The organism is Enterobacter sp. CM29, from assembly GCF_013179605.1.
Taxonomy (GTDB): domain Bacteria; phylum Pseudomonadota; class Gammaproteobacteria; order Enterobacterales; family Enterobacteriaceae; genus Enterobacter; species Enterobacter intestinihominis.
In genome coordinates, this window is sequence record NZ_JABMCU010000135.1 from 1 (window position 1) to 12,190 (window position 12,190).

The 12,190-nt window shown below is 46.8% G+C and carries 16 protein-coding genes and 1 pseudogene; 14 read left to right on the forward strand and 3 right to left on the reverse strand.

From position 1 onward, the window contains the following. The 3 genes from HP459_RS15900 to HP459_RS15910 form a co-directional block, all read right to left on the reverse strand. On the reverse strand, positions 1–388 hold a 388-nt coding region (locus tag HP459_RS15900; RefSeq protein ID WP_171936461.1), incomplete at its 3' end, for a hypothetical protein. A gap of 84 nt (positions 389–472) precedes the next feature. Next, a complete protein-coding gene (locus HP459_RS15905) occupies positions 473–679 on the reverse strand; it encodes an AlpA family transcriptional regulator (RefSeq protein ID WP_112092744.1) in 207 nt (68 codons plus the stop codon). 108 nt (positions 680–787) lie between these two features. After that, positions 788–1,366 (reverse strand): inovirus-type Gp2 protein, encoded by a 579-nt coding sequence (locus HP459_RS15910; protein ID WP_171936462.1) that lies wholly within the window; start codon positions 1,364–1,366, stop codon positions 788–790. A gap of 573 nt (positions 1,367–1,939) precedes the next feature. On the opposite strand from HP459_RS15910, the gene HP459_RS15915 reads away from it, so the two are divergent. The 14 genes and pseudogenes from HP459_RS15915 to HP459_RS15980 all read left to right on the forward strand — a co-directional run. Next, the gene (locus HP459_RS15915; RefSeq protein ID WP_171936463.1) at positions 1,940–2,815 is read left to right on the forward strand and encodes a hypothetical protein; all 876 of its coding nucleotides are present in this window, start codon (positions 1,940–1,942) and stop codon (positions 2,813–2,815) included. 95 nt (positions 2,816–2,910) lie between these two features. Beyond that, positions 2,911–3,786: a GTPase family protein gene (locus tag HP459_RS15920; protein WP_171936464.1), complete on the forward strand. Its 876-nt coding sequence runs from the start codon at positions 2,911–2,913 to the stop codon at positions 3,784–3,786. A gap of 212 nt (positions 3,787–3,998) precedes the next feature. Then, entirely contained in the window at positions 3,999–4,700 is a 702-nt protein-coding gene (locus HP459_RS15925; protein ID WP_171936465.1) for a WYL domain-containing protein, read from the forward strand. Between the two features lie 5 nt (positions 4,701–4,705). Beyond that, entirely contained in the window at positions 4,706–5,338 is a 633-nt protein-coding gene (locus HP459_RS15930) for a hypothetical protein (protein WP_171936466.1), read from the forward strand. 167 nt (positions 5,339–5,505) lie between these two features. After that, positions 5,506–5,916, forward strand: a complete 411-nt coding sequence (locus HP459_RS15935; RefSeq protein WP_171936472.1) for an IrmA family protein — start codon at positions 5,506–5,508, stop codon at positions 5,914–5,916. Positions 5,917–6,035: 119 nt separating this feature from the next. Next, a complete protein-coding gene (locus HP459_RS15940) occupies positions 6,036–6,857 on the forward strand; it encodes a DUF932 domain-containing protein (RefSeq protein ID WP_171936467.1) in 822 nt (273 codons plus the stop codon). Between the two features lie 70 nt (positions 6,858–6,927). Then, positions 6,928–7,401, forward strand: a complete 474-nt coding sequence (radC, locus tag HP459_RS15945; protein WP_171936468.1) for a DNA repair protein RadC — start codon at positions 6,928–6,930, stop codon at positions 7,399–7,401. Positions 7,402–7,445: 44 nt separating this feature from the next. Beyond that, positions 7,446–7,772 carry a type IV toxin-antitoxin system YeeU family antitoxin gene (locus HP459_RS15950; protein ID WP_171936473.1) on the forward strand — a complete coding sequence of 109 codons (327 nt, stop codon included), beginning with the start codon at positions 7,446–7,448 and terminating at the stop codon, positions 7,770–7,772. 35 nt (positions 7,773–7,807) lie between these two features. Then, complete coding sequence (locus HP459_RS15955) at positions 7,808–8,149, forward strand: TA system toxin CbtA family protein (RefSeq protein WP_171936469.1); 342 nt, start codon at positions 7,808–7,810, stop codon at positions 8,147–8,149. A 114-nt stretch (positions 8,150–8,263) separates the two neighbouring features. Continuing rightward, on the forward strand, positions 8,264–9,097 hold the full coding sequence (locus tag HP459_RS15960; RefSeq protein ID WP_171936470.1) for a DUF4942 domain-containing protein: 834 nt from the start codon (positions 8,264–8,266) through the stop codon (positions 9,095–9,097). 76 nt (positions 9,098–9,173) lie between these two features. After that, on the forward strand, positions 9,174–9,422 hold the full coding sequence (locus tag HP459_RS15965; RefSeq protein ID WP_108168540.1) for a CopG family ribbon-helix-helix protein: 249 nt from the start codon (positions 9,174–9,176) through the stop codon (positions 9,420–9,422). 3 nt (positions 9,423–9,425) lie between these two features. Then, the gene (locus HP459_RS15970) at positions 9,426–9,701 is read left to right on the forward strand and encodes a type II toxin-antitoxin system RelE/ParE family toxin (RefSeq protein ID WP_001683517.1); all 276 of its coding nucleotides are present in this window, start codon (positions 9,426–9,428) and stop codon (positions 9,699–9,701) included. Positions 9,702–9,815: 114 nt separating this feature from the next. Then, positions 9,816–10,613, forward strand: a complete 798-nt coding sequence (locus HP459_RS15975; protein ID WP_171936471.1) for a helix-turn-helix transcriptional regulator — start codon at positions 9,816–9,818, stop codon at positions 10,611–10,613. A gap of 526 nt (positions 10,614–11,139) precedes the next feature. Continuing rightward, a pseudogene (locus HP459_RS15980) lies at positions 11,140–12,190 on the forward strand (type I restriction endonuclease); the annotation flags it as partial.

Below are 12,190 nucleotides of genomic sequence, written 5' to 3' on the forward strand. Positions count from 1 at the left end.
CCACGTTATTGAACTGCTGAAGCAGGCTTATCAGTTTATTGGCAAGTGAGCGTTGCTTGAGCCTGACACACTCGCTAAGCAATACACCTTCAAGGCCTCCGTGAGTAAAAAGCAACTGCCCGTCAGTCTCCAGGCTAAGACGTAAATCATTTTGAATACTCAGCGGTTCTGGCTTGGTTTTGTTATAGATCATTCGGTACAGGCACTGTGGCACGATCCCAGGTACAGGGCCGGTATCCGGGAAGTAGAGTGTCGACAGCGTAAGGTAATGACTGGGATAAATATTCTGATGGCATATTCCATGCCTGACAGTCAGTTTGGTCAGATCGGTAAGCCAGCTTTGGTAGGTTTTGAGTAAAAAATCATAGCGAGCGATTGTATCTTGCATGGGGAATTATCCGTATGTGCTGTATTCAAACTGGCGTCATATTGCGCTTTGGGGAGATGACGCTGATGGTTTTCGCAAAGGTGATTACTGACGGGACTGGCGGATACGCTCCTGCAACCAGGACTCTATTTCACTTTGTAGCCAGCGCGAACTGCGCCCCAGCTTGATGGGTTTCGGAAAGACACCATCTTTGATGAGTCGGTACATCCACTTATCACTGACGCCTAATAGACGGGTAATGAAAGCCATATCGACAAATTGGTCTTCGAGTAAGGAAGGTTTGATGGTCATGATTGAGTTCTCCGGTAGCATTGGGTTAGCCGGAGTCGTGGTTAATGATTACTTATGCCAGCTCCGACATATCAACCGGTGAATCTGTAAAAAGTCAGTGAAGGTTGTTCAGCGTATGCGTGGCCTACCTCGTTTGCTTTTTACCGGTATCACGTTTTTACCCGCGATGATGCCATTTTCCTTTTGCTCACATTTAGCCAGATAGCTAATGACATAACGCAAATCATCGATCTCGTCCGTATCAAAATGTCGGATCACCTTTCCAATTTTGACTTCATAAATATCTTTAGGGACGCAAAGGTGATGATATCCATCATGATCTGTCACTTTTTTCCAAATATTCCCCATAGCTCGGGATACAGGATAATGACAGTTCTGAAACTGCCCATTCAGATAGCAAACAAAATGGACATGCAGTCCTTTTCTCTTCGTGTACTCTATCACCCAGTAATAGCCCACAATCGGAAGGGATTTTTCGAACTCTTTAATCAATATTTGGACTTCGTTATAAATTGAATGTTTGCAGGCATGCCCAAAGCTTGCTGAGTTCTTTTTATAGGCAAAGTCGATCCTGAAAGGTAGTAATTTTGAAAATCGCTGGAACATAGCCTCCATATGTGTATTGATATCAGTCAGCAATAGCCCATCCATTTTATACTTTGGATTGGCGTTATATGGTCGTTTCATTTTTCTTCCTCGGTAGTGATTCAAAGGAAGAGGTGGTTCTGTAATTTATACGTGTATAAGTCGATAGGTCTATCTAGTAGATGCTCATCATCTTTTACTAATGTGGGATATGATAGATGTATGTACTTCTTTTAATAATACTAATTAACCTTAATTCTCTATTGTGGTTGTTTACAGCATAACCCGTTTTCTGAGGCGATAAGTGAGGATGATGGAAAATCGTGCTTCACGGAGGATCCGAATTAGCGACCAAATAATAGGCCGGATATACCCTCAAAAAAATAACATTGCCGAAGTTTGGCTCTCACTAACTTTTGAGCTGCCCCCGAATTTGTTGATATGACTGCTTTATCCCTGAACTGTCCAATGCCACTGATAGACATTCCTACGTCTAAGGTTTTGTCATAAAATCATCAGTCAGATACCCCCTCGTCCAGTGATTGCGTATCAGTAATCAGTGTTATCGTTAAATTTATTAACTTGAAATGATGGTGAATTAGCTGTAAAACAAATTGATATAAATCGTATAATCACGATAAATCACTAAGTGATTTAGTCGGCGGAGGAGTGGAAATGGTTCGGGTAGTTCGTAATGATGGTGAGATGATAAAAATTCTGGAAGATGCGCTACAGCGATACAATATTAATTGCCCATCACATGCAGGTGATAAGAATTACCAAACCTATCTCGAACGCGTCAGAAAATACTGCCAGTCTCTTGGCCATAATGAGCAGGATTTAGACAATTTCTTCGCTGAAGTGGAAAGCTATCAATCATTTTCCTTTCCTTCGGAAGTTGATCTTGGTTGGTTTAAAAATGATGCTCGTGCGAGCCTGTGGTTGGCATGTGAATTATATTCAGAAACGCAAGTAATGTCGTTGGGAACGGGGATTCTTGATATTTTGTCTCCAGACTCTTTGCCGCCCGATCATCTTGTCAGGATTCAGAATATCAGGAAGGTAATTTACAGCTGGCCACTTAGTATAACTCCTAAGGCGTTTATGAAATCTAAAGCAATAGAATGGGCTAAATTAATAGAGCATGAGGATCTTTTTAGTGATTTTACCTCTCAAGAAAATGATGTTTCTGGTTGGTTAAAAAGTTATTTGGAGAAGCATATTCCGTCTTCAGGAGTGCGTGTTTGTGGTAATGCCAGAGACGAAACTCTTGCATGGTGCTACGCACTTTATTTCGAATGGAGAAAGAAAAACTCAGGTTCACCTGATACAGTGAGCTTATTTAAAATTAAGTTCAAAAGTGCATGGGCAACACAAAAAAACAGGTTGAAAAATAAAGTATATAAAAAGCTAAAGCCACTGAATATCTACATTTCAGAAGATGCCCATCGGATGTTAAGGACGCTAGCCTTAGATGAATGCATATCAAACGATAAGGTAGTTGAACATGCAATTATGGCTGCATACAAAAATAAAAGATCAAAGCAGTGATAACATTTTAAAAAAATTCAGACAGATATTATTTCATTGAATGCCCCCGAAGCCATTCTGACTCGGGGGTTTTATTTTTTGGCTGAGGTCGTTTCATGAAAAAATCAGAAGGTTTGCAAGCCATCGAGAAACCGTTGGCGTCACTCCCCCATGCTTTCGGCAAACACATTCTTGACCATATTTACAAGCTCACTCACTACGAACCGGTCATCGGCATCATGGGCAAAACAGGTGCGGGAAAATCGTCGCTCTGCAATGCGTTGTTCCGGAGTGAGGTCACGCCCGTCAGTGAAGTCGATGCCTGCACTCGTGAAGTGCTGCGATTGCGTCTGAGCAGCGGTGAACATAGTCTGATACTTGTAGATCTACCCGGTGTCGGTGAGAGTGAGCAACGGGATAAAGAATATGAATCTTTGTATCGTCGTATCCTCCCTGAGCTGGATCTCATCCTGTGGGTTATCAAAGCCGATGATCGCGCTTTCTCTGTGGATGAGCGCTTCTACCGACGAGTGATGACGGGTTACCAACAGCGAATACTGTTTGTCGTTAACCAGGCTGACAAAATCGAGCCATGCCATGAATGGAACGCTGCCAGCAATACTCCTTCACCTAAGCAGTCGGTTAATATCAAGGCCAGGCTGGAGTCCATTTGCCAGCTATTTTCAGCGTCCCATCCGGTGTGCGTTGTCTCAGCCCGAACAAGCTGGAATCTGCCATCAATGATAGAAACCATGATGCGTTGCCTTCCGGATCGTGCCACCAGCCCAGTGGCGACGCAATTGCATGGGAGGCTATGCAATGAACCGGTAAAAAAGCAGGCACGTGAGAGTTTCGGCAGCGCAGTAGGTGAGGTGTTTGATTCTGCGGAAGCGGCATCATTTATTGCCGCGCCACTAAAAGCGGTCATTCGTACAGTCCGCGATGCCGTAGCATCCGTTGCCCGTGCCGTTTGGGACTGGATTTTCTTCTGAGCTGGCTTACCTGCCATTATCTTCGGGACATACCCTGTCCGTTCTGACGTTTTATAATCTGTTGAATTTCGGCGGTTTCCCCTTTACGCCCCGTCACGACTGATTTTGGCAACTGTAAAAAATACGTCTTCTTGTGTCCATTCCCTGTCCTACCCCCTCGTTAAAATAACCGTTTTATTATCAGCAAATTATCCCACTGGAGAACTTGTCTCATGACTCAGGCTGAACGCCGCCATGACCGGCTTGCCGTCAGGCTGTCGTTGATTATCAGCCGTCTGGTGGCTGGCGAAACACTGGATTTGCGAGCGCTGGCAATGGAATTTGGTGTGTCGGTTCGAACCCTACGCCGGGACTTTCGGGAACGGCTGATGTATCTGGATCTGGAGTATCGCAAAGGCCGGTGCCGTTTGTTATCCGGTAGCCGCCAAAGAGAACTCGCGGTAATGACATTTGCCCGCCAGTCAGGCGTTGAAGCACTGTTTCCTGATATGGATAACCATCTGGTCAGTTCACTGTTGAGCGGATCAGGGGAGTCTCCTTGCCTTATCTGGCAGGGAACAGCCCAGGTTTCATCCCCGGACTCAGGCATATTCACTCGGTTAGTAAGTGCTATATCGGAACATCGAAAGGTGACGCTGCTTGGTAACGGTTGCCGGTGTACAGGCCTTGCTCCCTATCGGCTGGTTTTGCGCGAAGGCAAGTGGTACCTGACAGGCGAACATCAGGCACGAATTGCCGTCTTTCCCCTGACCGATATTCGGGCGGTCACGCTACACAAGGATAGCTTTAGCCCAGATGTAATAGTGCGCGACATCCTCTCTCGCCCGGATTTTCTTCAGGCTTTACCACACTTTCGCTTTTTCCATTCATTGCTTGTCGCAACTGACGGCGGGCTTATACCTCAGAAGGAATAACCACGATGAAATTATTTACCACTACATTGCTGGCTGCCAGCATTTGCCTGGGGACACTTTTTCCGGCTGATGCTGGAAATATCGTCGGCTCTGTCAAAGCCTGGCAGTACATGCAGGCTAATGGCTGGAAATCAGCTGATGGTATGGATGACAACACACTGCACAATATGCTCTACCAGGCCAATGTCATTGATAACTACCCGTGGACGAAGCAGTTTTTGCTACGTACCCGTGGTGGTGGTGCAATTTTCCTGGCCGATAAGAAAACCCACACTATTCGTCAACTAAAACTGAGTCCTGTCGGTGAAACCTACAATGATATTGAAACGGTTTATCAGGGAGATGATAAAGGGGAAGGCTGCTACTTCGCCATTATAGATAACCAGTCCTCGGCCAGATACGAAGCGGAGCAAAGTGTTCTATACAGCTATCCTAAGGTGGATAATATTGATAACGAACTGGCTAAAGTCAGGCTGAAATTCAGCCCACAAGTAGTTACGGTCATTCCGGATAACTGCGTAAATAAACAACAGCAGGCCGCATTGGCGGCTAAGCGCTCGGAAGAGGATCGGAAGCTACAGCAATGGGTTGCGCAGCAAAGCTTGGCGGAATTGTGTCGTCGCACAGGCAACTGCTAATTTCTTCTCAATAACCATCAAAGGAAAAAATGATGGAAAAGGATTATCAGAAGGTTATCGCTATACCTTCTCCCACAATGGTAAAGATATTTGCAAAACCTGATTGCAGCAATCTCCTGCCATTCGTCAATCGAACTGCTAAAGCCTTATCAATCATTGTCGGTTTAATGTTGTGCTATTCATCCTACGCTTACGCAGATGAACAACGCTATATCAGCGTCCGCAACACTGATACCGTGTGGACTCCCGGTAATATCTGCGTGTATCAGTTCCGTCTGGATAATGGAGGGAGCGGTGTGAGTTTTGGCCCGCTGTCTGTTTCGTTGCGCCTGAAAGACAAGGCGGGCAATACGCTGGCGACAGGATCCATGGACGTTGCCCCCTTCGGTGACAGCGATGCCACTCGTTTTCAGGACGCTTTTCTGGAGCATAAATGTGTCGAAAACGTCAGCGCTGTTGAAATCATAAAGGCGGCCGAAGAGCGCAACGGCCATCAGGTCAGACTGCCACTGTCCGTTTTCGACCCACAGTATTACCAGCCACTGCTGATATCAGTTGCCGGGAATAAGGCATCATAGCTGGCTTAGATTTGCATTTGCCTAACATCAACTTAGCACAATCCTTCACTACACATCAGGCCATGCCTCCTTCGGGAAGCATGGCCTTTTCGTTTTTAATCTCTGAATAAGGAATAGCCATGACCCGTTTAGCCAGCCGCTTCGGTGCGGCCAATCTCGTTCGCCGCAACCGCCCGTTAACCCGCGACGAACTAGCCCATTACGTACCCAGCGTTTTCAGCGAAGAGAAGCATGAATCCCGTAGCGATCGCTACACATACATTCCAACCATCACTTTGCTCGATAACTTGCAACAGGAAGGTTTCCAGCCGTTCTTTGCCTGCCAGACCCGTGTGCGTGACCAGAGCAAGCGCGAACACACCAAACACATGCTCCGTTTGCGCCGTGAAGGGCAAATCACCGGCAAGCAGGTACCGGAAGTTATTCTGCTTAACAGTCATGACGGCTCCAGTTCTTACCAGATGTTGCCGGGATTATTCAGATCGGTTTGTCAGAATGGGCTGATTTGCGGTGAGAGTTTTGGCGAGGTGCGTGTGCCGCATAAAGGCAACGTAGTAGAGAAGGTTATTGAAGGGGCTTACGAAGTGTTGGGGATATTTGACCGCGTGGAAGAGAAACGCGACGCCATGCAGTCGCTGATGTTACCTCCACCGGCACAGCAGGCACTGGCAAAAGCAGCGCTGACATACCGTTATGGTGAAGATCACCAGCCGGTGACGGAATCGCAGATACTCTCTCCACGCCGCAGGCAGGACGAAAGCAACGACTTGTGGACCACTTATCAACGTATTCAGGAAAACCTGATTAAAGGCGGTCTGTCGGGGCGAACGACCAAAGGAAAGCGCACCCATACTCGTGCTGTGAAAGGAATCGACGGCGATGTAAAGCTCAATCGCGCGTTGTGGGTGATGGCTGAAAATATGCTGCAACTTGCATCATGAATCGCTTATTCGAGTTTGTTGATAGCCCTGTAACTCCCGGTTGCGGGGCTTTTGCTTTAAAGGAACTCCCATGCCTGAACTGCTTTTACCCCCAGCTTTCCCGGTGAATGAACAGCGTATTATTCGCCGCGCCATGCGCCTGCTGGAGAAATACCTGCGCCAGCCTGGTGAGCAGTTTCTTGCCGCGAATTGTACGAAAACCTGGCTACAACTGCATCTGGCGCGACAGGAACGAGAAGTCTTTGTCGTACTCTACCTCGATAGTCAACATCGCCTGCTGGAACACGAAACTCTATTTCTCGGCACGATCAGCCATACCGAAGTTCATCCCCGTGAAATTGTAAAATCTGCACTGCGCCATAACGCAGCAGCGGTGATAGTCGCCCATAACCATCCGTCCGGGATTACGGATGCAAGTAAGGCAGACAGAACCATCACCGCCCAAATCGTAAACGCTCTGGGTCTGGTCGAGGTTCGGGTGCTGGACCATTTCATTATCGGTAATGGCGAAATATTGTCTTTTGCTGAACGGGGCTGGCTGTAGCGAGAAATTTCACCTACTTAACGGATATAAAACAGGAGGAAATGATGGAGAAACACGATCCCACCGAATGGGGGCTTCGACGCGATATCACGCCGCGTGTAGGAGCACGACTGGTACAGGAAGGAAATCAACTGCATTACCTGGCTGACCGGGCCGGTGTCACCGGCACCTTTAATGAAGCTGAGAGCCGCAAACTGAATGCAGCATTTCCGCATTTCGTGGAGCAGATGGCGTTAATGCTACTCTCCGGGGAACTAAACCCCCGTTATGCGCACTGTGTCACCCTGTACCATGATGGATTTACCTGTGAAGCCGACACGCTTGGCTCTTATGGTTACGTCTACATCGTCATTTACCCTACTCAACGCTGACCGACTTTAGCCTCAACCTTAACGAGAAAAACCCCATGAAAACTTTACCTGCATCAACTCAGCGGGCGGCTAAGCCATGCCCGACACCCGTAGTTGTCTGGCAAACGCTACTTACCCGTCTGCTGGAGCAACACTATGGCCTGACTCTGAACGACACGCCATTCTGCGATGAAACAGTCATTCAGGAACATATTAACGCCGGTATCACACTGGCTGATGCCGTTAACTTTCTGGTGGAAAAGTACGAGCTGGTTCGTATTGATCGCAGAGGGTTTAGCTGGCAGGAACAATCGCCTTATCTGCGGGCTGTAGATATTTTGCGGGCGAGACAGGCAACGGGTCTGTTACGACAAAGCCATAATCTTTCGACACGCTGAATCTTGCGAGTCTCCTTCCCGAATTACATTCCCTATCTGTCTTCCTTATTTACTCATTGCATAATGCGCCTGCCACTCCCGGCAGGCGTGTTTGCTTTTATACGGACAAAAATCATGCAAACAGAAGCTGAAGTCTTAACTGACCATAATGAGCTAATTGGCTCAACCAGTATCGAACGCATCGTCACAGGACGTGATGCTGCGCTGAGCCTGATAGAAATCCTGATCCATAAGCTTGATGATATCTCACGGCTAACCTCCAGCATCGGTGGTGATGTGGCGGAGCATTGGGCGATGCGACAGGGCCATTCCTTTGACTGTTGGCTGATGCAACCAGTAGACAAAGCGATGCCGGTGATTACCCGCAATATCGACCGCAGTATCTGGCGCGATCTCATGCTGAAGTCCGGGATGTTGACTCTGATGGATGCCGAAGCCCGCAGTCAGTGGGCGAAGAACCTGGAGGAGGGCGATCTCCCGGTTATTAGCGAAGCCAACATCCTCAGTACCTTTGAACAACTCCACCACAATAAGCAGGATGTTTTCGAACGTGGGATTATCAATGTATTTAAAGGGTTAAGTTGGGACTACAAAACCAATAATCCCTGTTATTTCGGTAAGAAGATTATCGTCAATAATCTGGTGAAGCATGACAGATGGGGCTACAGCCTGAACTGGGGCTGGCGACGCGACCAGTTAGCCGATCTGGAGCGAATGCTCTACCTGCTGGATGGGAAAACCATTCCCGATAACCGGCATGATATCTCCATCCGCTTTATGGATTTTGTGCGCGATAATCCGCATCAGCAGGTTTTCGAAGATGAGTTGTTCACTATTCGCTACTTTCAAAAGGGCAGTGGGCATATCACTTTTAAACGTCTGGATCTGGTGGAGAAGATGAATGACATCGTGGCGAAGCACTTTCCGGGGATGTTGCCTGCGAAATGAGATGTGATGTTTTTATAGGCACCTCTATGCTAATCTTAATAGGAGTTATTAAATGTTATTAACGGAGGTAATCCCTATGGGTTCGCTTACTAAACAAACCATCAGCGCACAGATACCCGTTGAATTGGCTGCTGCTGTTGAGAATCTGGCAATTGAGTTAGATCGTTCTAAAAGCTGGATTATTAAGGAAGCGTTGACCAGTATGCTGGCCGAAAGAGAACGGCGTCACCAGAGCATCCAGGCCGGTCTTGCCGATGTGGATGCCGGGCGCGTGGTGAGCCACTCGGACGTGGTGGATTTTGCTAATCGCTTAAAGAAATCCTGATAAATGGAAATTTACTGGACGCTTAAAGCTCAGGATGACCTGGAGCGTATCTACCGTTTCGCCCTTCAGTATAGCCGCCAGCACGCCGATGACGTTTTGGATCGTCTGATTACTGGTTGTGCTGGTCTTACAGCACATCCGGCAATTGGCGTACAGCAGACTCGGTATGAACCTCGTGAGGTCCGAAAAGTGTTATTCGATGACTATGAGGTTCACTACGAACTCCGTGACAATGATATCTATATTGTGGATCTCTGGCATACCAGAGAAGAACGATGAAAAGATTTTCTTTTCGTCCAGGAGTGTTGATTAGCGAGTAAAAACACGGTTTTGTGTTTTTACTCAATTTTGTGTTTTAATGGCACTTTCTACTCCTTCTGAAGGATGGATGCCATGTTACAGAACAACATCAAACAGCTCCGTACCCAGCTATCTATCACCCAGCGCGAGCTGGCGTTTATGGTCGGCACCAGCCAGCAGCAAATTCAGCGTATCGAAACCGGGAAGGTTGCTGCAAAGCTGAGTCTCGCACAGGCAATATGCAATGCCCTGGATAAACCTCTAAACGTAGTGTTCCCGGAAAGCGAGCGGTTGATAAACGACTTGCGCAAGAAGCGTCGTAAAACCGATGAAGATCTTGAGGCGATAGCCACAAGCGGCATTGAAATGGATAGCGGTCTCTGGACCGTAAAACTTTGGCTACAGGGGCAGCAGGACTATTTGTTGTTGCCCATTTCTGCTACGGATAAGCGGAGGTTTTATTATTATTTTCAGGAAAAAACCGTTCCAAATACAGAAAGTTTCTTCGTTTTTGATTCTTCTGAGTATCGTTATGCGTTAAATATGCGTGAAGTGGTATTTCATCAGTTCCTGTCTGATGGTCTGCGGCCAATCGTTGCTGAAGAAGATGATGATTACGAAGATGATTATTTTAATGTCCAAATCACCTTGGTGAACGGTGGCCCAGTGATTCCGCTGAGTGTTGAGCCTGATGCACCGCAAAACGAAGAGACGGATGATATCGGTCAGTTGAATGCGTTCTTTGAAAAGCTGGACTGCGAGCCTGAAACCACAGATCGTTATATGTTAACCGATGAAGACGGTGAAGATGCTTTTATCCGTATTGGTTCTATTGCCATGGTGCGAGTCGTACTTGACGCGCTGGAGCCTGTGGAAGAAGATGAAGAGTAGTTTTTAGCTAGCTGTATTCTCAGGGAATTGCGTTGAGTATATATGTGAGTATACAATGTGGTTTCTTGTTTTTATAAACTCATTTATTTCAATTGGTTATGGCGTAAATCGCGGTGCGGCCTTCGGCACCATAAGATGTGAATTAAAGTCGCTTAAGGGCGGCTTTTTTTGCGTCTGAATCCACGCAAATTTTTGCTTTCAGCAGAAGACAATCTGATTCAACCAACATCAAATTAATTGTGTGTATAGAAACGAATATATTCTAATTCAATAATTTTATATTTATGCATCAGCATTTCGGTGATTTTAAATGAATATTTTTCTTAGTCTGGACGCTTTCCGCTTTGCCTTGGAAAAGGAATGTATGCTGTCCCGCATGGTTTAAACATTTCGCATCTGCTGTAACGAACCCCAAACTTTCTCCATCATTGATTAACTTGCTGTGATTTTGGTCATTGCTCGGGAAGCTTCAGAAAGTTAAAGTAAAAATTATGTTCCTAAAATGTATGTGCAGGCCAGCATAACAATGATGAATAAATCCAATTTTGAGTTCCTGAAGGGCGTGAACGATTTCACCTATGCCATCGCTTGCGCGGCGGAAAATAACTACCCGGATGATCCCAATACGGCGCTGGTAAAAATGCGTATGTTTGGCGAAGCGACGGCAAAACATCTTGGCCTGCTGCTGGATATTCCTCCCTGTGAAAATCAGCACGAACTCCTGCGTGAGCTTGGCAAAATTGCCTTCGTTGACGACAGCATTCTTTCCGTGTTCCATAAATTACGTCGTATTGGTAACCAGGCTGTCCACGAATACCATAACGATCTTGATGATGCTCAGATGTGCTTAAGGCTGGGCTTTCGGCTGGGGGTCTGGTACTACCGTTTGGTTACGAAAGATTATGACTTCCCTGTGCCTGTTTTTGTTTTACCGGAGCGCGGAGAAAATCTTTACCGTCAGGAAGTACTGACGTTAAAACAAAAGCTAGAAGAGCAGTCACGTGAGAAAGCACTCAGTCAGGCTGAACTCGAAGCACAGCAGCAGAAACTGATTGCTCTGAACGGCTATATTGCCATTCTTGAAGGTAAGCAGCAGGAAACTGAAGCACAGACATTGGCTCGTTTCTCAGCACTGGAAGCGCAGTTAGCTGAGAAAAATGCGAAGCTGGCCAAGCTCACGGAACAGGAAAGAAAAGCCTACCATAAAGAAATTACCGACCAGGCCGTCAAGCGTACACTGAATCTCAGTGAAGAGGAGAGTCGCTTCCTGATTGACGCTCAGTTACGTAAAGCGGGTTGGCAGGCGGATAGTAAAATGCTGCGCTTTGCCAAAGGTGCTCGCCCGGAACCGGGTATTAATAAAGCGATTGCCGAATGGCCTACGGGCGTAGATGAAACGGGTAAGCAAGGATTTGCGGATTATGTTCTGTTCGTGGGCCTTAAGCCTATCGCAGTGGTCGAAGCAAAACGTAAAAATATTGATGTTCCCGGCAAGCTGAATGAGGCTTATCGATACAGTAAATATTTCGATAATGCGTTTTTGCGCGATACGCTTCTGGAGCAATTTACCCCCGACG